Raw genomic sequence first — 19,915 nt, 5'->3', positions numbered from 1 at the left:
CCGGCGAAGCCGGTGCCCTACAACGAGTTGCCGGCTTCGCGGGCACGCCCGCTCCCACATGGGGCGGGTACTGCCTTGAAATCTGTGTTGCACCTCAGATCTCGACCTGGGTCCCCAGCTCGATCACCCGGTTCAGCGGCAGGTTGAAGAAGCGCAAGTTGCCGTTGGCATTCTTCAGCAGGAACGCGAACAGATTGCCCCGCCAGCGCGACATTCCCTCCAGCCGTGAGGCGATCACGGTCTCGCGGCTGAGGAAGAAGGTGGTGCGCATCGGGCTGAAGTCCAGATCTTCCAGGTGACACAGCTTCAACGCCGCCGGCACGTCCGGTTCGTCCATGAAGCCAAAGTGCAGCAACACGCGGAAGAACCCGTCGCCATAGGCCTCCACCTCAAAGCGCTCCTGCTCCGGCACCCGTGGCCGATCCTCGCTGACCACCGTCAGCAGCACCACCTGGCTGTGCAGCACCTGGTTATGCAGCATGTTGTGCAACAGCGCATGGGGTACCGCATCGGAGCGCGCCGTGAGAAACACCGCCGTGCCTTCGACACGGTGCGGCGGTTGAATGCGGATACTGCTGATGAACAGCTGCAGCGGCAGCGCGCCTTCGTCGATACGCTCCATCAGGATCTGCTTGCCGCGCTTCCAGGTGCTCATCAACAGGAACAGCACAGCGCCGGCCAGGACCGGGAAGGCCCCGCCCTGGATGATCTTCGGCACGTTGGCGGCAAAGAACAGCCCATCCACCAACAGGAAACCCATCAGGATCGGCACCGCCAGCACCGGTGGCCACTTCCATAGCAGCAGCATCACCGCCGCAACCAGGATGGTGGTCATCAGCATGGTACCGGTCACAGCCACCCCGTATGCCGCCGCCAGGGCACCGGATGACTCGAAACCAAGCACCAGCAGTACCACGCCGACCATCAGTGTCCAGTTGATCGCACCGATATAGATCTGCCCCTGTTCATCGCTGGAAGTGTGCTGGATCTGCATGCGTGGGATGTAGCCCAGCTGGATGGCCTGGCGGGTCAGGGAGAACGCCCCCGAGATCACCGCCTGCGAAGCGATCACCGTGGCCATGGTAGCCAGGCCGACCATCGGCAGCAGTGCCCAGCCCGGCGCCAGCAGGTAGAACGGGTTACGTGCAGCATCCGGGTCCTGCAGCAGCAACGCGCCCTGGCCAAAGTAGTTGAGCACCAGTGCCGGCAGCACCAGGGCAAACCAGGCCCGAGCGATCGGCTTGCGGCCAAAGTGGCCCATGTCGGCGTACAGCGCCTCGGCACCGGTCAGCGCCAGGACCACCGCGCCGAGAATGGCAACGCCCATGCCGGGGTGAACCACGAAGAAGTTGACCGCCCAGGCCGGGTTGAAAGCCTTGAGCACTTCCGGGCTCTGCGATATGCCGTACACGCCCAGCGAGCCCAGCGCCAGGAACCAGGTGACCATGATCGGGCCAAACAGCTTGCCGATCTTCTCGGTGCCGTGCTTCTGCACCAGGAACAGCGCCACCAGGATCACCAGCGAAATCGGTACAACCCAGTGGTCGATGCCTTCGAAGGCCAGCCCCATGCCCTCGACCGCCGACAGTACCGACACCGCAGGGGTGATCATGCTGTCGCCATAGAACAGCGAAGCGCCGATCAACCCGCACACCACCATCAGCGTACGCAACCTCGGGTAGGCCGCCGTGGCCCGCCGCGCCAGTGCAGTCAGAGCCATGGTGCCACCCTCGCCCTGGTTGTCGGCGCGCAGGATGAACATCACGTACTTGAACGACACCACCCACAGCAGCGACCACAGGATCAGCGACAGGATCCCCAGCACGCCGTCATGGTTGACCGGCACTCCGTACCCGCCGCTGAAGACTTCCTTGAGGGTATACAACGGACTGGTACCAATATCGCCATAAACCACCCCGACCGCCGCCACGAGCAGGCTCAGCGACCGCGTCGCGCCCTGCTTCCCCTCGTGCCCGCCCTCGGCGTGACTGCTTGCCTGAACCATCGACCACTCCCGCAGACGGCCTTGCAAGGCCAGTAGAATTCCCCATGCGCCAGGTGATACTGATACCCCCGACACAATGGCGCGAAGCATAGCGCAGCGTTCGTCGCATTTCTGCTGGTCAAGCGACCCTGCGCTCGCTAGAATTGCGCACTTTTTGATCAGAGGCGCCAAAAGCGCCCGTCAAGATCGCCCCCGATTCCGGTCGGGCGACCTGCATTCAATACCGAGGTTAGTCATGTCCACCACGCCCGCCACCCCCAAGGTAGGTTTCGTAAGCCTGGGTTGCCCAAAAGCCCTGGTCGATTCCGAGCGCATCCTGACCCAGCTGCGCATGGAAGGCTATGAAGTCGTGCCCACCTACGAGGACGCCGACGTGGTGGTGGTCAACACCTGCGGCTTCATCGACAGCGCCAAGGCCGAGTCGCTGGAAGTGATCGGCGAAGCGATCAAGGAAAACGGCAAGGTCATCGTCACCGGCTGCATGGGTGTCGAGGAAGGCAGCATCCGTGACGTGCACCCGAGCGTGCTGTCGGTAACCGGCCCGCAGCAGTACGAGCAGGTGGTCAACGCCGTGCACGAAGTGGTGCCGCCACGCCAGGACCACAACCCGCTGATCGACCTGGTACCGCCGCAGGGCGTCAAGCTGACCCCGCGCCACTATGCGTACCTGAAGATTTCCGAAGGCTGCAACCACAGCTGCAGTTTCTGCATCATCCCGTCGATGCGCGGCAAACTGGTCAGCCGCCCGGTCGGCGAAGTGCTGAGCGAGGCCGAGCGCCTGGTCAAGGCCGGGGTCAAGGAAATCCTGGTGATTTCCCAGGACACCAGCGCCTACGGCGTCGACGTCAAGTACAAGACCGACTTCTGGAACGGCCGCCCGGTCAAGACCCGCATGCTCGAGCTGTGCGAAGCCCTGAGCAGCCTGGGTGCCTGGGTACGTCTGCACTACGTGTACCCGTACCCGAACGTAGACGACGTGATCCCGCTGATGGCCGCCGGCAAGATCCTGCCGTACCTGGATATCCCGTTCCAGCACGCCAGCCCGAAAGTGCTCAAGGCCATGAAGCGCCCGGCCTTCGAAGACCGCACCCTGGCACGTATCAAGAACTGGCGCGAGCAGTGCCCGGAGCTGGTGATTCGCTCCACCTTCATCGTCGGCTTCCCGGGCGAGACCGAGGAAGACTTCCAGTACCTGCTGGACTGGCTGACCGAAGCCCAGCTGGACCGCGTGGGCTGCTTCCAGTACTCGCCGGTGGAAGGCGCCCCGGCCAACGACCTGGGCCTGGAAGAAGTGCCGGACGACGTCAAGCAGGACCGCTGGGACCGCTTCATGGCCCACCAGCAGGCCATCAGCGCCGCCCGCCTGCAACTGCGCATCGGCAAGGAAATCGACGTGCTGATCGATGAAGTGGAAGAGCAAGGTTCGGTTGGCCGCAGCTTCTTCGATGCCCCGGAAATCGACGGCAGCGTGTTCATCGATGGCGACCACGGCTTCAAGCCGGGTGACAAGGTACGTTGCCGCGTGGTGGATGCCGACGAATACGACATGTGGGCTGAACCCATTTAATCGCGCTGGAACATAATGCCTGTCAGTTATGTAATTTGGGGCCGCTTCGCGGCCCCATTGACGCTATCTGACAGGCATTACCGGGTCTGGGGCTTTTTCGTCAGAACGCGTGAAAAAGCATCAGGCCGCCCTCTGCATCCGGGCTGGCATCCGAGAAGCCTTTGACTGCATAGAGTTGCACTTTCCACTGCTGGTTGAGCTTGTGTGTCAGGAACAGGGTAAGTTCCTTGATCTGCGCGCCCGTCGAGACGACTTTCTGCCGCCAGTCGTAGGAGGCGCCCGCGGAAGTGCCTGCAGCCACGGGCATGGCGAAGCCGAGACTGGCAAATATCGGGTCGTCGAAATCGCTGTCGGGCGGGTCGCCGAACTTCTTCCAGCCCAGGGTCGCGAAGCCGGTCACCGGGCCAAAGGCCTTGGCGATGTCGACCTGGCCGGTGTAGTCGTATTCACCGGTGCCCAGGCACTGGTCTTCATCGGCAGTGGGGAATTTGACCTTGCCGATCAGGTCCAGCATCAGGCCGCCGTCACTGCCATCGAGCAGGGCATAACCGGCGCTGGCAACCGTGTCCCCCAGCCCGCTTTCCACATCCCGGCAGCCACCGGGCAAGGGGTCACCATTCGGGCCCACTTCAGGGTTGGTGATGCGCAGCCAGGGCACGGTGACCTTGTAGGTCATCGGGCCGGTTTCATACTTGCCGACCACGGGGACGTACCAGATTTCCGAGGTTGTACCCGTGCCATAGTCGCCACTTGAATAGTCCATGCCTATGGCGGCGCTGAAGGTATCGCCCAGCACCGATGCGCTGGCGCATGACAGCAAGCAGGCGAAAAGAGGGAGCGTGGGTCTCATCTGCACCTCGGTATCCCGGACGGGAAGGGTGATAGCACTTACCCAGCCTAGTTGCCTAATGCCCGGATCGCTCTGGATGCTCCACTTTTTCGACTTTCTCTACTGTCTCGGGCCTTTCGACCTTTTCAACCTTCTCTACTTTCTCGACCTTCTCAACTTTTTCTACCTTCTCGACTTTCTCAGGCTTTTCGATCTTCTCGACCTTTTCGGGCTTCTCGGCTTTCTCGATCTTCTCGACTTTTTCTACTTTCTCTACCTTTTCAACCTTCTCTGCTTTTTCGATCTTTTCCACCTTTTCAAGCTCGACCTTCTCTACCCGGTCAGAGCTGCCACTATTGCTGCTCTCAGGTTGTTCCACGGTGTCGACATGTTCCGACCTTCCGGACTTGTCCACGCTTTCAGTACTGTCCCGACCACTGGAATCGTCAACACTGCCGTGCCCGCTGTGGTCATCACTGCTTTCAATGCGATCACTGGTCGCATCGCGTCCGCCATGCCCGCTATTGCTGGAAGCTTCAGCGTCACGGGTGCCGTGCTCGCTGCCACGCCCCGAATGCCCTCTGTCCGGGTTGTCGGCACGGTCGTCATCGAACTCCACGCGGGTTGCCCGCAGCTCGTGCCTGCCATTGAATACCCCGCTCACCCGCACACGTTGGTCGAGCGCCAATGCCGCGGGTTGCTTGCCGACGATCACGGTGCCCTGCCCCAGCGTCACCTTGATGCCTGCCACCACCAGTTGTTGAGCGTGGCTGCGCTGTACCAGCCCCTCTATCACCGCCGTCTGCACACGGCCAGCAAAAGGCAGGCTCGGGTCTGGGCGGGTTTGCGCCACTTCCAGCTGGCGTCCGGTCCACTGCCCACGTACCAGCACTTCCCGCGCAGGTGCCACACGGGTTCCCAGCTTCAGCCCCTGGAGGCTGCCGGCACGGTCAACCGCACCGATGGCACTGGCTTCCCTGAGGCCCGGCGCCCGCTCGATACGACTGGCTACCACTTCGCCCCTGGCATCGCGCAGGCCACTGACCCTGACCGGCTCGCCCGGGCGCAGCCCTTCAGCCACCCGCGCCCCTGCAGCAAGCCGCACAGGTTGGCCCATGACCCGCAGGGGGGCCGAAGCATTGGGCAGTGCCGTCAGCGGCCCTTCGTAAACGTTGAGGATCGAGATGCGCCCTGCTTGCAGGCCGCGTTTGCCGGCAAATGCCTCCACCGCGACAACCTGGCCGATTGCCAGGTGAGCGCTACTGGCAGGCGCACCGTTTTCACTCACCGGCACATCCTTGCCAAAGTGCACTTCCAGGCCATTGACGCAGATCGAGGCAAACCCGGTGATGGTGCCGACGATGCCCGTGCCACCGGTACCGCCAGGGTGCAGGATCGGTGCGCCGGTACCGCCTACCCCGCCGTGATCGATGAAGGTGCCGTCCACACCGTCGGCCACCGCACCGGTCCCGCCCGTGCCACCGGGACGCTGCGGCAGCGGCGCACCGGTGCCACCCACTCCGCCGTTTTCGCTGCGTACACCGGTACCACCGACCCCGCCCGTCCTGGCCCCGGTACCACCAATACCGCCCGGAACCTGCAAGCCCGCCGCCCCCGCCATACCCACTTCGTCACGGCTGACACATACCGGTGCTGCGGCCACCTCGGCAGGCGCCACCAGGTTCAGCCCGAAACCCAGGAGCAGTGTGACGACACTGAGGAAGCGCGCGAGGGAAGTCATGGGTCTGGTGTCTTCGATAAATCGGGGTCGGTAGTTTCAGTGTAGAAATAAAGCCCGACCGTGATGCGCTGACGTTGCTCGGCGCTGGGCACATCGGCATCTTCCAGGCCTGATGCGAGCCGGCTGAAGGCAAGCAGCATCTGCATGCCGTCCTTGTCCACCGCCGCACGCAGATGGTCGACGCTGGCCGGGCTCAAGGCGTCGTAGTGCACACTGCGTTCAAAGAACGGCTGGCCGTCCCCACTCAGGTTGTGCACTGCCGCGCAGGCATGGTCATGCAGGTTGTGGCCAAAGTAAGCGGCCTTTTCGTCGAAGCCCTTCTGCGGCACGAATGCCTGGGCCTCCAGGTGAACACAGTCCTGGTCGTCGAGCCGGACGATACCCAGGCGCAACCACTCATCCAGCACCACCCGCCCGCGGATGTCGGTGCTGATCTTCGCCACCAGGGCATCGAAGGAACAATCGCCGCCAACGCTCGCCAGGCGCGGCAACGGCAGCGCCTGGCCAGGCGCCGAGCAGAACGGCTTGCCAGTGGTCCACATATTGACCAACTGTGCGCCTAACGTGATGTTTTCCGGCAGCGCGGCGAGCAATGCGCCCCCCTCGCTGCGCAAACGCCGGACATCCTTGCGATGCACGCCCGTGAGCAGGCTGATGCGGCTGTCGGTCGGCACTGTACCGTCCAGGCGAAACTCGCGATGGGCCACATCGACGAACACTTCCTTGAGCAGGTCGGCGAACATCGTGTAGGTGACCCCTTTGCGCAGCATCAGGCGCACCAGAGGGCGCATGACACGCCGCAGTGCGCTTAACATCGAAGGTGGGATGGTAGGCGATTGCATTGAGCGCATTCCTTGACAGATGAACCCAGTATACGACGCGGGAAAAGATCCCACACCAACTGTGACCATATCCCGGACGAGATGAGGGATAGTCGTCGGCGCTCATTGCATTCGCGTTGAGTGGGGCTGCCGTGTATCCGAACCTGGCCTCATGCAGGCCCGCCCCGTGGGCGCTGCATGAGACCGTTCAGAGCCAGTCAGCTCCTGCTGTTGTCATCACCCGGTTCGCCTGCGGCATGCTCACCGCGGTCATCACCCGGTTCGCCACCCAAATGGTCGCCACGATCATCACCAGGTTCACCACCAGCGTGATTGCCGTGGTCATCGCCAGGCTCACCGCCAACATGATTGCCATGGTCGTCCCCGGGCTCACCGCCAACGTGATTGCCATGATCGTCACCGGGTTCACCACCAACGTGATTGCCGTGATCGTCCCCAGGCTCACCGCCAACGTGATTGCCATGATCATCACCTGCTTCAGCGTGGTTGCCGCTGCGCCCAGAGTTCGAGGAGCCGTCATGGCCGCGCCCACTGTTGCCGGCATGGCCATCTCCATCCCCGCCAGCGCCGTGGCCGCCGCCTTCACCGCCATGGCCGCCACCGCCACCACCGTGACCACCGCCGCCACCACCATGGCCACCACCGCCGCCCCCACCATGGCCACCTCCACCACCACCGTGGCCACCGCCGCCCCCACCTCCGTGACCACCACCGCCACCACCATCCTTGGCGTAGGCGCTGGAGCCATTGGATATCGAGTCTGGGATCAGAACGATGGAAGTCGACAGCACGCCAGCAACGGCAACCGCCAGTAGCGCCTTTTTGAACAGCACATGTATTTGCATATTTCGTCTCCAGGTCGTCGCCATGAGAAACGCCAAATCAAGCCGGGAATCCTGTGTTCGGTTCTTGCCTTTCATTGTGTGGGAATTTTTCCCACAGGAAAGTAATAGACCGCCAAACCCCGAGGTTCAAGCAGCGCACGGAGAAGCCGACCGGTGGTTGGCCTGCTATGTTTGCCTTATCGTCATGGAGGAACACCGGCATGCATTCGGTACTGACGCTGCAAACCCCGCGCTTGAGTGACTACGGCGAACTGGTACAGGTGTGGGAGGACTCGGTACGCGCCACCCACGACTTCCTGCCGGATTGCTACATCGTCTTGCTGCGCGACCAGGTGCTGCGTCGCTACCTCGATGCAGTGATGCTGATCTGCTGCAAGGACCGCCAGCGCATCTGCGGCTTCGCCGGGGTCGCCAACGGGCGCGTGGACATGCTGTTCGTCGCACCGGAGTACCGTGGCAAAGGGGTTGGCAAGCGCCTGCTGCGCTATGCGATCGACGAACTGAATGCCGAGCGCCTGGACGTCAACGAACAGAACCCGCAAGCCTTGGGCTTCTACCTGCACGAGGGCTTCGAGGTGATCGGCCGTTCGGAAACCGACGGCCTGGGGCAACCCTACCCGCTGCTGCACATGCGCCTGCGCAAAACGGCGTAAATGACACAGATTCCCAGCCCCTCTGCCGCGCGGGCAGGTACAATGCAGGTCTTTCCCTGCCTTTGCGAATTGCCGTCATGTCCGAACCCGTCCGCCTGTCCAAACGCCTTATCGAGCAGCTTGGCTGCTCCCGCCGCGAGGCCGAGCTGTATATCGAGGGCGGCTGGGTCACGGTCGATGGCGTGGTGGTCGAGCAACCGCAGTTCAAGGTCGAACAGCAGCGCGTCGAACTGCTGCCGGGTGCCCGTGCCGAAACGCTGGAACCGGTAACCCTGCTGCTGAACCAGCCGGCCAGCGTGGACAGCGAAACCTCCCGCGCCAGCATGAACATGAGCAACCTCAGCGAAGCCCACCGCGAAGGCGTGCGCGCACTGCACGGGCATTTTGCCCGGCAGGCCTGCGTGGCGCCGCTGGAGCGCGGCGCCAGCGGCCTGCAGGTATTCACCCAGGACTGGCGGGTAACCCGCAAGATCGACGCCGACCTGCGCCGCCTGGAACAGGAATTCATCGTTGAAGTGCGCGGCGAGACCACGCCCCAGGCGCTGGAACGCCTGGCGCGCGGTGCCACCCGCAATGACCGCGAGCTGCCTAAAGCCAAGGCCAGCTGGCAGAACGAAACCCACCTGCGCATGGCCCTGAAAAACCCGCAGCCCGGGCAGATCGCAGAGCTGTGCGCCTACCTGCGCCTGGAGCTGGTAGGCATGCGCCGCATTCGCCTGGGTGGCGTATCGATGGGCAAGCTGCCCCTGGGCCAGTGGCGCTACCTGGCCACTACCGAACGTTTCTAAGCAATACGCCGCGCCACAGGTGCGGCACCTGAACAGGATTCTGCAACAATGAACCACAACGACGTCCTGCGCAGCCTGCGCTACATGCTCAAGGTGAATGACGCCAAGATGGCCGAAATCATCGGGCTATCCGGCCTCGACGTGCATCCCCTGGTGCTGGCCACCTACCTGAAGAAGGAAGACGAGGAAGGCTTCGTGCGGTGCCCGGAACGGGTCATGGCGCACTTTCTCGACGGCCTGGTGATCCACCGCCGCGGCAAGGATGACAGCCGCCCGCCGCAGCCGATCGAGCTGCCGGTAACCAACAACCTCATCCTCAAGAAGCTGCGGGTGGCCTTCGAGCTCAAGGAAGATGACCTGCATGCGATCCTCAAGTCGGTCAACTTCCCGGTCAGCAAACCCGAGCTCAGCGCGCTGTTCCGCAAGGCCGGCCATGACAACTACCGCCCTTGCGGCGACCAGCTGCTGCGCAACTTCCTCAAGGGCCTGACCCTGCGCGTGCGTGGCTGATTGGCCATGCAGCATACGGTTACCCCGGTCGGCATCGTCCGCTCCTGTTTCAAGGAGAAGTTCGCCATCCCGCGCCAGCCGCAACTGGCGCCCGCCGCACGCGGCGTGCTCGAACTGCTGCCACCGTTCGACCAGGGCGATGCGGTCGAGGGGCTGGAGCAGGTCAGCCATGTCTGGCTGCTGTTCCTGTTCCACCAGGCACTGGAAGACAAACCCCGCCTGAAAGTGCGGCCACCGCGCCTGGGCGGCAACAAGAGCATGGGTGTGTTCGCCACCCGCGCCACTCACCGGCCCAATGGCATCGGCCAGTCGGTGGTACGCCTGGAAGGCGTGGAGCCAGGGCGCCTGCTGTTGTCTGGCATCGACCTGCTCGACGGTACGCCGGTGCTGGACATCAAGCCGTATGTGCCGTACGCCGATAGCATCGCTGGCGCCAGCAACCAGATGGCCAGCCAAGCACCCGCCGCGATCGTCGTGCAGTGGGGCGACAACGCCCTGCCCAAGGCCCGCGAACATGCATTGCGCCTGGGTGAACCGCTGGTGGAGCTGATCGAGCAGTGCCTGGCGCAGGACCCACGGCCGGCCTACCAGGTGCCGCCGGCCGAGCGGGTGTATGGGGTGAAGTTCTGGGATGTGCAGGTGCGCTGGCACTACCCGCAACCGGACATGATCCGGGTGCTGGAGGTGGTGAAAGATTGAGGATCACAGGCCCACAGGGACCGCACAATGTTCAGGCCTGTGGTGATCCTGTGGGAGCTGGCTTGCCGGCGATAGGGCCGGGCCTGAAAGCACAATAATCACCCACAAAAAAGGCGACCCTGAGGTCGCCTTTTTCTTTTCACCATCCCGCGATCAGCGAGCCGGGCCTTCAGCCACGCCCAGGTCGTCGGTCGGACGGGTATCGACCAGCGGCGCACCACCGGAGGCCAACTCCGATGCCAGCTTGTCGTTGTCCATTTCCTTCACCCACTTGGCCACGACCACGGTGGCAACGGCATTGCCAACCAGGTTGGTCAGGGCGCGGGCTTCGGACATGAAGCGGTCGATGCCGAGGATCAGCGCCAGGCCGGCAACCGGCAGGTGACCAACGGCCGACAGGGTGGCGGCCAGGACGATGAAGCCCGAGCCGGTAACACCGGCAGCACCCTTGGAAGCCACCAGCAGCACCAGCAGCAAGGTGATCTGGTGAGTGATGTCCATGGTGGTGTCGGTGGCCTGGGCAATGAACACCGCAGCCATGGTCAGGTAGATCGAGGTGCCATCGAGGTTGAACGAGTAACCGGTCGGGATGACCAGGCCAACCACCGACTTCTTCGCACCCAGGCGCTCCATCTTGGCCAGCATGCGTGGCAGGGCCGACTCCGAGGAGGAAGTACCCAGCACGATCAGCAGTTCTTCACGGATGTAGCGGATCAGCTTGAGGACACTGAAACCGTGGGCGCGGCAGATACCACCCAGCACCACCAGCACGAACAGCAGGCAGGTGATGTAGAAGCAGGCCATCAGGTAGCCCAGTTGCACCAGCGAGCCAACGCCGTACTGGCCGATGGTGAAGGCCATTGCACCGAAGGCACCGACCGGGGCCAGTTTCATGATCATGTTGATGATGTTGAACATGACATGGGCGAAGCGGTCGATCATGTCCAGCACCGGCTTGCCGTAGCTGCCCAGGCGGTGCAGGGCGAAGCCGAACAGCACGGAGAACATCAGCACTTGCAGGATGTCGCCGTTGGCGAAGGCGCCGACCACGGTGTTGGGGATGACGTTGAGCAGGAAGCCGACAGTGGTCTGCTGCGCGCCGGCGGCGGCGTAGGCAGCCACGCTGCTGGCGTTCAGGGTGCTGACGTCGATGTGCATGCCAGCGCCCGGCTTGACCACGTTGACGACGACGAGGCCGATGATCAGGGCGATGGTGGAGACGATTTCAAAATACAGCAGCGCGTAGCCGCCGGTCTTGCCGACCGACTTCATGCTCTGCATGCCGGCGATGCCGCTGACCACGGTACAGAAGATGATCGGGGCGATGACCATCTTGATCAGTTTGACGAAGCCGTCACCCAAGGGTTTGAGGGCGACGCCGGTCTCTGGGTAGTAGTGGCCGAGCAGGATGCCGATGGTGATGGCGACCAACACCTGGACATACAGGGATTTGTACAGCGGCTGACGTGTCGTCATGGCTAATTTTCCTCAAGTGTGCCGGTTCACCCTTCCCAGGGCGATGGGGCACCTGAATCGCTAACCCTCCTGCACCTGGAGGGATTTGTCGTTGTGTTCGAGCTGCCTGGGCAGGCCTCTGCGAGGATCAATAGCAAGGGTGGTGCCAAAATGCCCACCAAGGGTGCAAAGGCTGTATTTGCGAGGGATAAACGCCCAACGACGGGGCGACTTGCCTGAGGAAGGCTGGCGGATTTCCGCCCGGTGGCGGGATTTGTACAGGGGCATTGGCGGGAATCCGCCCATTGTGGTTTGCCTGTGCCGGCCCTTTCGCGGGCTTGCCCGCTCCCACCGGAACCGCACTGCCCTCAGGCCCTGAGCAGTACCTGTGGGAGCGGGCAAGCCCGCGAAAGGGCCGGTACAGGCTACAAATCAATCCAGGTTGAAGGTGATCCTGAACGCCGCGCCCCCCAGAGGAGAATCCCCCAGGCTCAGCTCGGCGTCATAGCTGTCGACGATATCCTTGACCACCGCCAGCCCGATCCCCTGCCCCGGGTGCTGGCTGTCCAGCCGCTCCCCACGCTCCAGAATCCGCTCGCGCTGGTGCGCCGGCACCCCCGGCCCGTCGTCCTCGATGCACAAGGTCAACTGCCCAGGCGCCTGCTCCAGGCTCACGCGCACCTGGCCGAGGCTCAAGCGGTAGGCGTTCTCCAGCAGGTTGCCCAGCAGCTCCAGCAACGCGCCCTGCTCCATCGGCACCTGCGCCGCATCGGGCAGTTGCAGCGTCACATCCACCCGCTTGTCCCGGTACACCTTGGCCAAGGTGCTGCACAGGCTTTCGAGCAACGGCCGCAGCAACACGCTGTGGCGTACCAGGCCGCTCTTGCGCAGGCTGGCGCGTTGCAGCTGGTAGTCGATCTGCTGGCTCATGCGCTCGATCTGGCTCTGCAGCACGCGCGCCTGCTCGCGCTCGCCGCTACGCTGCTGCAGGCTTTCGCCCACCCCCTGCAACACCGCCAGCGGCGTCTTCAGGCTGTGCGCCAGGTCATCGAGTGAATCACGGTAGCGCTGACGCTGCTCGCGCTCGCTGCGCAACAGGCGGTTCAGCGAGCCGGTCAGGCGCAGCAGCTCCCGTGGGTGTTCGCCACTCAGGCCATCCCGCATTCCCGACTCCACGTCGTCCAGCTCGCGGCTGAGCCGGCGCAACGAACGCAGGCCCCAGGTCAGGCCGGCCCACAGCAGCACCAGCAGCGCCAGCAAGGCCGCGCCAAAGCCCAGGTAGAGCTTTTCGCGCAGGCCATCGAGGGTGTGCTGGTATTCGCGCACAGGTTGCAGGGCAACGATGCTGTAGGCGGCGCTCTGGCCACCCAGCAGCTTGATCTCGACGTCATAGACGAAGAACTCTTCGCCATCGGCCTGGTGAATGCGGGCGAATTCGTTGCCGCGCCCGTCGTAGCGCGGGCGGTAGTTGACGTTCTGCGCGGCGGTTGCCCGCGACTGCCAGACCAGCTTGCCGTCGCGGTCGAAGATATAGCCGAGCAGGCCGGTGTACGGCAGGTTGTAACGCTCGTCCGGCAGCAGCGTCGGCATCTGCAGTTGGCCGTGTTCAATGCGCGCAGCGGAAATCAGCGTGGTCACATCCGAGGCCAGGCGTTGTTCGATCGACTCCTGCAGGGCCAGGCTGAAGGCCTTCTGCAAGGCCGGCAGCAGCGCCAGCATGAACAGCAGCGCCAGCACCGCGGCCGCCAGCATCAGGCGCACCCGCAGCGAACGGATCATCGGCAGCGCTCGGTGAACAGGTAGCCCAGGCCGCGCACGGTGTCGATCGGTTTGAAGCCGTGCTCGCCCTCGAGCTTGCGCCGCAGGCGGCCGACCAGCACTTCGATGACATTGGGGTCGCGTTCCTCGTCACCTGGGTACAGCTGCTCCATCAGGCGGTCCTTGGCCACCACCTGCTGGTGATGGCGCATGAGGTATTCGAGGATGCGGTATTCATAGGCGGTCAGGGCCAGGGGCTGCTCGTCCAGCGTCGCCTGCTTGCGGTTGAGGTCGAGCACCAGCGGGCCGGCGGCAATGGTCGACTGGGTGAAGCCGCTGGAACGGCGCAGCAGGGCGTTCAGGCGTGCCTCTAGTTCTTCGAACTGGAACGGCTTGACCAGGTAGTCGTCGGCACCGGCGGCCAGGCCCTCGACCTTGTCCTGCCAGTTGCCGCGGGCGGTTAGGATGAGAATGGGGAAGGTCTTGTCCTGGCTGCGCAGGCGCGTGATCAGCTCCAGCCCGCTGATGCCGGGCAGACCCAGGTCGATGATGGCCAGGTCGAAGTGGTATTGCCCGGCCTGGTACAGCGCCTCCTCGGCATCGGCGACCGCCTCGACCACATGGCCGCTCTCGCCCAGGCGGGTGTAGAGGTGATGGCGAAGCAGGGCTTCGTCCTCGACCACCAGCAGTTTCATGTGCAGCTCCTTGATATGTATTGCCTGTACCGGCCTCTTCGCGGGCACGCCCGCTCCCACAGGGATCGCACAGGCTCCAAGGCTCGTGCAGTACCTGTGGGAGCGGGCGTGCCCGCGAAAGGGCCGGTACAGGATAATCCGGCTCGCCCGTCAGAACTTGTAGCTTGCAGCCAGGTAGGTCTGCGCGCTGCTGGTCAGGCGCAGGGTGCCGTCCTTCGGCCCGCCGTGCGCACCCACTTCGGTGGCGGCGTTGGTACGCAGGTAACGGTAGCCCAGTTCCACCGAAGCCTTGTCGGTAATGTCCTGGATCACGCCGGCCTGCAGGCCATACGCGTAACCGTAGTCGGTATCCCGGCTGGCACCCGGCGAGTCCTGGGTCAGCTTGGTCACGCCCAGGCTGCCGCCGCCGAACAGCTTGGTGGTATCACCCACCGGCAGGAAAAGGTCGTAGCTGCCCAGCAGGTTTTCCTGGCGCAGCTTCAGGCCGCTGTGGTCGCCCGAGACATTGTCGTAAGTCATGTAGTAGCGGCCCTGGTCATTGATCTTGCCCACGCGCACACCCCAGGTGTCGTCCTTGCCGATGATGCCGTCGGCGTTGAGGTGGTCGGTGTTGCGCTGCAGCAGGCCGGACTTGCGAACCTTGTCGCTGGTCTGGCCGTAGGTCAGGCTGGCGAAGTTGTCGTCAGCGGCCTGGGCAGTGGTGATGCCAGCGGCGCAGACGGCCATGGCGGCAAGCAGGGTGTTGAAGGTTTTCATGGCTGGATACTCCAGTTGAGTGCGCTGTTTCGGTCTGGAAGCTAGAGTAAGCAGGGCACCCTGAACCGCGACTGAACCCTGGCTGAACCTCGGCTGAACGAACCGTTTGCAGAACAAGGAGTAGTGACCATGCGCGCCCTGCTGGCCTTGACCCTGATGTGCAGCGCCGCCCTCGCCCAAGCGGCGGTACAAACCCGCGAAATCCCCTACCAGGACGCCGACGGCAACCGCCTGGTCGGCTACTACGCCTATGACGACGCCATCGAAGGCAAGCGCCCCGGCATTGTCGTAGTGCATGAATGGTGGGGGCTGAACGACTATGCCAAGCGCCGCGCCCGCGACCTGGCTGCACTGGGCTACAACGCCCTGGCCATCGACATGTATGGCGACGGCAAGCAAACCGAGCACCCTGCCGACGCCATGGCATTCATGACAGCAGCGATGAAAGACCCCAAGGCCGCGGAGCGGCGCTTCGATGCCGGCCTCGAACTACTGAAACTGCAGCCGAACACCAACAAGCACCAGTTGGGGGCGGTCGGTTATTGCTTCGGCGGCAAGGTGGTACTGGATGCCGCCCGCCGCGGCGAAAAACTGGACGGCGTGGTGAGCTTCCATGGCGCACTGGCCACCCAGACCCCGGCCAGGCCTGGGGTGGTACGCGCGGAGATCCTGGTCGAGCACGGCGCGGCAGATAGCATGGTTACTCAGCAGCAGGTGGAGGCATTCAAGGCCGAGATGGATGCAGCCAAGGTCAACTATGAGTTTGTCAGTATCGAAGGGGCCAAGCATGGGTTTACCAACCCGGATGCAGACCGGCTGAGCCATGGCGAGCATGGCGGGCCGGATATCGGCTACAACAAGGCGGCGGATGAAAGATCGTGGGCGGATATGCAGGCGTTCTTCAAGAAGGTGTTCAAGTAAACAACGCGAGGGGCCGCTTTGCGGCCCAATCGCTGGCAAGCCAGCTCCCACAGGGGCCGCGCAAAGCTTGGGCCGTGCCCTGTACCTGTGGGAGCTGGCTTNNCCGGCGATTGGGCTGCAAAGCAGCCCCAGCTATTCCACCTCCCACACCACCGCTGCGGCTGGCACAATACCCCCCATGAACACACTCCCCGCCTGCTGCGCCCCGCTCCAGCACCACTGGCCCCTGCCCCGCCCACTACCCGGCGCGGTGCTGGTCAGTTGTTACTTCGACCCCGCCCGCCTGGCACCCGACGACTTCCAGCGCGCCGGCGTCGTGCCAGGCGCCAGCCTGCAGCGTTCGGTGGCCAAGCGTCAGGCCGAGTACCTGGCCGGCCGGGTATGTGCCCGCGCCGCGCTGCAGCGCCTGGACGGCCGTGACTACGTGCCCGGTACCCACGAGGACCGTTCGCCCATCTGGCCCGCCGGCATCCACGGCTCGATCACCCACGGCAAAGGCTGGGCTGCCGCCGTGGTTGCTGCCGAGGGCAGTTGCCAGGGCCTGGGCCTGGATCAGGAAGCACTGCTGGATGACCAGCGGGCCGAGCGGCTGATGGGCGAAATCCTCACCCCGCCCGAACTCGAGCGCCTGGACCGCCGCCAGCTCGGCCTTGCCGTCACCCTGACCTTCTCGCTGAAGGAAAGCCTGTTCAAGACGCTCTACCCGCTGACCCGCCAGCGCTTCTACTTCGAGCACGCCGAAGTGCTGGACTGGTCCGCCGACGGCCTGGCCCGCCTGCGCCTGCTCACCGACCTGTCGCCGCAGTGGCGGCATGGCGCCGAACTGCAGGGCCAGTTCTGCCTCCAGGACGGCCACCTGCTCAGCCTGGTCAGCGTCTGACCGTCACAACGGTGCCTGCTGCCGTGGCCAGTTCAGGCTGAAGCAGGCACCGCCCAGCGCGGCGCTGCGCCCCACCGTGGCCCGCCCCGCGTGCCAGTAGATGATCCGCCGCACGATAGACAGGCCCAGGCCATGCCCGCCCGAGGCGCGGGTACGGCTGTCGTCGAGGCGAGTGAACGGTGTGAAGATACGGTCCCAGACGCCCTCGGGGATGCCCGGGCCGTCATCCTCCACGTCGATGCGGCAGCGTTGCTGCCCCAACTGGTAGCTCAGGCGCACCTCGGCCTCTGCGTGGCGCATGGCGTTACCCACCAGGTTCTGCAGGGCCCGGTGCAGGTAGCGCGGTTCGGCTTCGACCCAGGCGCCTTCGCCATCCGCGCCCTGGCACTCACCGCGCACCACCCGTACCTCGGCACGCAGCGGCGCGAGCTCTTCGATCACCCGGTCGAGCAAGGCATCCAGGTCTACCCGCTCGAACTTCAGCGCCGGTGCGCCCTGCTCCAGGCGGGCGTAGGTGAGCATCTCGTCGACCAACTTGTCGAGGTCCTGGATATCGCCGTCCATGCCCGCCAGGTGCTTGGCCCGGGCCTGCTCGGTGGTGGCACTTTCGATCATCTCCAGGCCAAAGCGCAGGCGTGCCACCGGCGTGCGCAACTCGTGGGAAACCGCCCGCACCAGCTCGCGCTGCATGGTCAGCGAGCGCTGCAGGTGCTCGGCCATGCCGTTGAAGGCCGCGGCCAGGCGCCCCACCGAGTCGGCATCGCCGGCCGGCACACGGGTGTCCAGGCTGCCCTGGGCGATGCGCGTGGCGGCAATCTCCAGCCCCGACACACGCCGCTCCAGTTGGCGCACAAGCAGGTAGACCACCAGGCCGATCAGGCACAGGCCAAGAAAGGTGATCAGGACCAGCAACTGCGGCGGATACGGGTTGAGCTGGTACAGCGGGCCGATTTCCAGCACCCAGGGCGAACCCGCCAGCCCGGCGAACACGCGGATCGAGTCACCATCCTTGCCCAGGGCCATGACCGTGTCGCCCTCCTCGACCCGGCGCCGCTGGTCATCGTCCAGGCTCACCCGCTCGATGCGCTGCAGGGCCACGCCAAAGCCGAAGCCCTTTTCTTTCTTGATCTGTGCCAGGCGCTGCTGCTGTTCGGTCACCGGGTAGCGCACCAGTTCGTCAGCCAACAGATAGAGGGTGGCCCGCGCCAGTTGCTCGCTGATCTGTTTGATCTGCGCTACCAGCATCAGGTCTTCCTGGCCGACCTTGCGCAGCACCTGGGCCGCATGCGGGCCGGTCTTCTCGACCACCACCAGGCCGCGGTACAGGCGCGCCCGCTGGCCGCCATCGAGTGTGCGCGCGGTCATCGGTTGCAGCGCCAGCGGCACGCCGAGCAGGCGCTCCCAGATCAGCAGCGAGCGCTTGCGTTCGGTGTCGTTCTGCAGCGCCAGGTTGTCGGCCATCAGGCTGAAGGTACCCTGGGCCAGGCCCTCGCGGTGCTGGGCGGCACGGACTTCGTTGACCAGGTGCAGGCTGAGCACCCCGAGCAGGGCCACCAGCACCAGCACGGCCAGCATGCCGCCATAGATGCGCAGGAAGATCGAGTTGTTCATGGGGCCTCGCCGACGAACAGGTAGCCCTTGCTGCGCAGGGTCTTGATCAGCCTTGGCTGGAGCGGGTCGTCGCCGATCTTGGGGCGGATTTTGGAGATGCGTATGTCGATGGAGCGGTCCTGGCCGTCGTAGCCGACGCCACGTAGCGCGGTGAAGATCTGCTCGCGCGTCAGCACCCGCCCGGCGTTGCTGGCCAACAGCCAGAGCAGGTCGAATTCGGCGCCGGTCAGCTCGATCAGCTGTTCACCCAGACGCGCCTCGCGCAGGCGATTGTCGATGCGCAGCGCGCCGAAGGCCAGGTCCTGGCGCTTGCTGTCCGGTGCTTCGCTGCGGCGCAGCAGGGCCTGAATGCGTGCCAGCAGCAGGCGTGGGCGTACGGGTTTGCAGACGTAGTCGTCGGCCCCCAGGTCCAGGCCCTGGACCTGGTCGAGTTCATCGCTGCGGGCGGTCAGCATGAGAATCGGGCCGGGGTACTGGCTGCGCACCCGGCGGCAGATGCTCAGGCCGTCCTCGCCGGGCAGCATCAGGTCGAGAATGACCAGGTCGGGCTGGCTGTCGACGATGCGCCGCGCGGCACGCGCGCCATCGCCCTCGACGCTGACTTCGTAGCCGTTGGCCTGCAGGTACTCGGCGGTGAGCTCGGCCAGGCGCTGGTCGTCTTCGACGATGAGGATGCGGGGTGCGGGGTGGTCCATGGCTTGTGCCTATGTTTGTTGTTTTTCTATGGCCTGTGCCGGCCTATTCGCGGGCTCGCCCGCTCCCACAGGGACCGCGCCCCTTTCAAGGCTTGCACAGTCCCTGTGGGAGCGGGCGTGCCCGCGAAGGGGCCAGCACAGGCAACATAACCCTTTAACCAAAAAGCAACATCCCCTCGGAATACTACGGCTGCCATGCGGTACTGCCAACCGGCCAGCAGCCCCTAGACTGAACCGTTTTTTGTGATAGGGTTCGCGCCCGAAAAATTCTGCCCCGGGGCAGCAAGGCGCAGAAAAATACTGCAAACCACTTGGCACAAGGCCTACAGCGAATACCCACCATTCACTCACAAAGTACGCACAAGTTATCCACAGGCGCTCGCCTTGCAAAGCCCCCGATACCGCATTATCTTGTATCCCGATCGCAACGAACCACTAGATATAGGGGTTCGTGCAAAATCACACACAAAAGTCAACCCGCAAAATCAAGCGATTTTTTCGGGTGAACTTCAAGTGATTCCAGCAGCCAAACCGCTCCTGCGGAGGCGACCGAGGCAAGCTCTTCCAGGGCCTTGTTCGGGTATGGGTGTTACAGGCCAGGCCTGGCATCCATCAGCAACAGTTTTTGGGCCCGGCCCAGAACCTTTGACTTCGGCCAGGGAGCG

The 19,915-nt window shown here is 64.1% G+C and carries 18 protein-coding genes; 7 read left to right on the top strand and 11 right to left on the bottom strand.

Features of this window, described 5'->3' with window-relative positions; all coding sequences use genetic code 11:
* Nucleotides 1-94: 94 nt before the first annotated feature.
* Nucleotides 95-2,005 carry a potassium transporter Kup gene (locus B2790_RS08585; protein ID WP_286918632.1) on the bottom strand — a complete coding sequence of 637 codons (1,911 nt, stop codon included), beginning with the start codon at nt 2,003-2,005 and terminating at the stop codon, nt 95-97.
* Nucleotides 2,006-2,240: 235 nt separating this feature from the next.
* On the opposite strand from B2790_RS08585, the gene rimO reads away from it, so the two are divergent.
* Nucleotides 2,241-3,572 carry a 30S ribosomal protein S12 methylthiotransferase RimO gene (gene rimO, locus B2790_RS08580; RefSeq protein ID WP_013973825.1) on the top strand — a complete coding sequence of 444 codons (1,332 nt, stop codon included), beginning with the start codon at nt 2,241-2,243 and terminating at the stop codon, nt 3,570-3,572.
* A gap of 100 nt (nt 3,573-3,672) precedes the next feature.
* Here rimO and B2790_RS08575 read toward each other — a convergent pair whose 3' ends face one another.
* From B2790_RS08575 to B2790_RS08560, 4 genes are all read right to left on the bottom strand, one after another.
* Nucleotides 3,673-4,422, bottom strand: coding sequence for a hypothetical protein (locus B2790_RS08575; protein WP_024087593.1), 750 nt, complete (start codon nt 4,420-4,422; stop codon nt 3,673-3,675).
* Between the two features lie 55 nt (nt 4,423-4,477).
* Nucleotides 4,478-6,142: a DUF5666 domain-containing protein gene (locus tag B2790_RS08570; RefSeq protein WP_286918631.1), complete on the bottom strand. Its 1,665-nt coding sequence runs from the start codon at nt 6,140-6,142 to the stop codon at nt 4,478-4,480.
* A complete protein-coding gene (locus tag B2790_RS08565; protein WP_274121081.1) occupies nt 6,139-6,984 on the bottom strand; it encodes a DUF6502 family protein in 846 nt (281 codons plus the stop codon). The genes B2790_RS08570 and B2790_RS08565 overlap by 4 nt, the downstream gene beginning before the upstream one ends.
* Nucleotides 6,985-7,181: 197 nt before the next feature.
* Nucleotides 7,182-7,829: a hypothetical protein gene (locus B2790_RS08560; RefSeq protein ID WP_286918630.1), complete on the bottom strand. Its 648-nt coding sequence runs from the start codon at nt 7,827-7,829 to the stop codon at nt 7,182-7,184.
* A gap of 200 nt (nt 7,830-8,029) precedes the next feature.
* Here B2790_RS08560 and B2790_RS08555 point away from each other — a divergent pair, with 200 nt between their 5' ends.
* From B2790_RS08555 to tsaA, 4 genes are all read left to right on the top strand, one after another.
* Nucleotides 8,030-8,482 (top strand): GNAT family N-acetyltransferase, encoded by a 453-nt coding sequence (locus tag B2790_RS08555; protein ID WP_274121079.1) that lies wholly within the window; start codon nt 8,030-8,032, stop codon nt 8,480-8,482.
* Between the two features lie 77 nt (nt 8,483-8,559).
* Nucleotides 8,560-9,270 (top strand): rRNA pseudouridine synthase, encoded by a 711-nt coding sequence (locus tag B2790_RS08550; RefSeq protein WP_286918629.1) that lies wholly within the window; start codon nt 8,560-8,562, stop codon nt 9,268-9,270.
* A gap of 48 nt (nt 9,271-9,318) precedes the next feature.
* Nucleotides 9,319-9,780 carry a DUF1456 family protein gene (locus B2790_RS08545; protein WP_013973832.1) on the top strand — a complete coding sequence of 154 codons (462 nt, stop codon included), beginning with the start codon at nt 9,319-9,321 and terminating at the stop codon, nt 9,778-9,780.
* A 6-nt stretch (nt 9,781-9,786) separates the two neighbouring features.
* The gene (gene tsaA / locus B2790_RS08540) at nt 9,787-10,479 is read left to right on the top strand and encodes a tRNA (N6-threonylcarbamoyladenosine(37)-N6)-methyltransferase TrmO (RefSeq protein WP_286918628.1); all 693 of its coding nucleotides are present in this window, start codon (nt 9,787-9,789) and stop codon (nt 10,477-10,479) included.
* 153 nt (nt 10,480-10,632) lie between these two features.
* Here tsaA and B2790_RS08535 read toward each other — a convergent pair whose 3' ends face one another.
* From B2790_RS08535 to B2790_RS08520, 4 genes are all read right to left on the bottom strand, one after another.
* Complete coding sequence (locus tag B2790_RS08535) at nt 10,633-11,955, bottom strand: dicarboxylate/amino acid:cation symporter (RefSeq protein WP_025340279.1); 1,323 nt, start codon at nt 11,953-11,955, stop codon at nt 10,633-10,635.
* A gap of 411 nt (nt 11,956-12,366) precedes the next feature.
* Entirely contained in the window at nt 12,367-13,713 is a 1,347-nt protein-coding gene (locus tag B2790_RS08530; protein WP_286918627.1) for an ATP-binding protein, read from the bottom strand.
* On the bottom strand, nt 13,710-14,387 hold the full coding sequence (locus tag B2790_RS08525; protein WP_025340281.1) for a response regulator: 678 nt from the start codon (nt 14,385-14,387) through the stop codon (nt 13,710-13,712). Before B2790_RS08525 ends, B2790_RS08530 begins: the two co-directional genes overlap by 4 nt.
* A gap of 150 nt (nt 14,388-14,537) precedes the next feature.
* A complete protein-coding gene (locus tag B2790_RS08520) occupies nt 14,538-15,143 on the bottom strand; it encodes an outer membrane beta-barrel protein (protein ID WP_013973837.1) in 606 nt (201 codons plus the stop codon).
* A gap of 129 nt (nt 15,144-15,272) precedes the next feature.
* On the opposite strand from B2790_RS08520, the gene B2790_RS08515 reads away from it, so the two are divergent.
* The gene (locus B2790_RS08515) at nt 15,273-16,064 is read left to right on the top strand and encodes a dienelactone hydrolase family protein (RefSeq protein ID WP_084785251.1); all 792 of its coding nucleotides are present in this window, start codon (nt 15,273-15,275) and stop codon (nt 16,062-16,064) included.
* Between the two features lie 178 nt (nt 16,065-16,242).
* On the top strand, nt 16,243-16,944 hold the full coding sequence (locus B2790_RS08510; protein ID WP_286918626.1) for a 4'-phosphopantetheinyl transferase family protein: 702 nt from the start codon (nt 16,243-16,245) through the stop codon (nt 16,942-16,944).
* Nucleotides 16,945-16,947: 3 nt separating this feature from the next.
* Here B2790_RS08510 and B2790_RS08505 read toward each other — a convergent pair whose 3' ends face one another.
* The gene (locus tag B2790_RS08505; protein WP_085590717.1) at nt 16,948-18,555 is read right to left on the bottom strand and encodes an ATP-binding protein; all 1,608 of its coding nucleotides are present in this window, start codon (nt 18,553-18,555) and stop codon (nt 16,948-16,950) included.
* Entirely contained in the window at nt 18,552-19,250 is a 699-nt protein-coding gene (locus B2790_RS08500) for a response regulator transcription factor (protein ID WP_025340285.1), read from the bottom strand. The genes B2790_RS08505 and B2790_RS08500 overlap by 4 nt, the downstream gene beginning before the upstream one ends.
* Between the last annotated feature and the right edge of the window lie 665 nt (nt 19,251-19,915).

This window comes from Pseudomonas sp. UBA6753 (assembly GCF_002453565.1).
Taxonomy (GTDB): domain Bacteria; phylum Pseudomonadota; class Gammaproteobacteria; order Pseudomonadales; family Pseudomonadaceae; genus Aquipseudomonas; species Aquipseudomonas putida_Z.
Note: the sequence above shows the minus strand (reverse complement) of the source record. Positions and strands in the feature narration are given on the sequence as shown.

What these genes read in the sequence shown, in the direction of transcription:
- B2790_RS08585 (WP_286918632.1), bottom strand. Translation starts at nt 2,005, where the DNA reads ATGGTTCAGGCAAGCAGTCACGCCGAGGGCGGGCACGAGGGGAAGCAG.
- rimO (WP_013973825.1), top strand. Translation starts at nt 2,241, where the DNA reads ATGTCCACCACGCCCGCCACCCCCAAGGTAGGTTTCGTAAGCCTGGGT.
- B2790_RS08575 (WP_024087593.1), bottom strand. Translation starts at nt 4,422, where the DNA reads ATGAGACCCACGCTCCCTCTTTTCGCCTGCTTGCTGTCATGCGCCAGC.
- B2790_RS08570 (WP_286918631.1), bottom strand. Translation starts at nt 6,142, where the DNA reads ATGACTTCCCTCGCGCGCTTCCTCAGTGTCGTCACACTGCTCCTGGGT.
- B2790_RS08565 (WP_274121081.1), bottom strand. Translation starts at nt 6,984, where the DNA reads ATGCAATCGCCTACCATCCCACCTTCGATGTTAAGCGCACTGCGGCGT.
- B2790_RS08560 (WP_286918630.1), bottom strand. Translation starts at nt 7,829, where the DNA reads ATGCAAATACATGTGCTGTTCAAAAAGGCGCTACTGGCGGTTGCCGTT.
- B2790_RS08555 (WP_274121079.1), top strand. Translation starts at nt 8,030, where the DNA reads ATGCATTCGGTACTGACGCTGCAAACCCCGCGCTTGAGTGACTACGGC.
- B2790_RS08550 (WP_286918629.1), top strand. Translation starts at nt 8,560, where the DNA reads ATGTCCGAACCCGTCCGCCTGTCCAAACGCCTTATCGAGCAGCTTGGC.
- B2790_RS08545 (WP_013973832.1), top strand. Translation starts at nt 9,319, where the DNA reads ATGAACCACAACGACGTCCTGCGCAGCCTGCGCTACATGCTCAAGGTG.
- tsaA (WP_286918628.1), top strand. Translation starts at nt 9,787, where the DNA reads ATGCAGCATACGGTTACCCCGGTCGGCATCGTCCGCTCCTGTTTCAAG.
- B2790_RS08535 (WP_025340279.1), bottom strand. Translation starts at nt 11,955, where the DNA reads ATGACGACACGTCAGCCGCTGTACAAATCCCTGTATGTCCAGGTGTTG.
- B2790_RS08530 (WP_286918627.1), bottom strand. Translation starts at nt 13,713, where the DNA reads ATGATCCGTTCGCTGCGGGTGCGCCTGATGCTGGCGGCCGCGGTGCTG.
- B2790_RS08525 (WP_025340281.1), bottom strand. Translation starts at nt 14,387, where the DNA reads ATGAAACTGCTGGTGGTCGAGGACGAAGCCCTGCTTCGCCATCACCTC.
- B2790_RS08520 (WP_013973837.1), bottom strand. Translation starts at nt 15,143, where the DNA reads ATGAAAACCTTCAACACCCTGCTTGCCGCCATGGCCGTCTGCGCCGCT.
- B2790_RS08515 (WP_084785251.1), top strand. Translation starts at nt 15,273, where the DNA reads ATGCGCGCCCTGCTGGCCTTGACCCTGATGTGCAGCGCCGCCCTCGCC.
- B2790_RS08510 (WP_286918626.1), top strand. Translation starts at nt 16,243, where the DNA reads ATGAACACACTCCCCGCCTGCTGCGCCCCGCTCCAGCACCACTGGCCC.
- B2790_RS08505 (WP_085590717.1), bottom strand. Translation starts at nt 18,555, where the DNA reads ATGAACAACTCGATCTTCCTGCGCATCTATGGCGGCATGCTGGCCGTG.
- B2790_RS08500 (WP_025340285.1), bottom strand. Translation starts at nt 19,250, where the DNA reads ATGGACCACCCCGCACCCCGCATCCTCATCGTCGAAGACGACCAGCGC.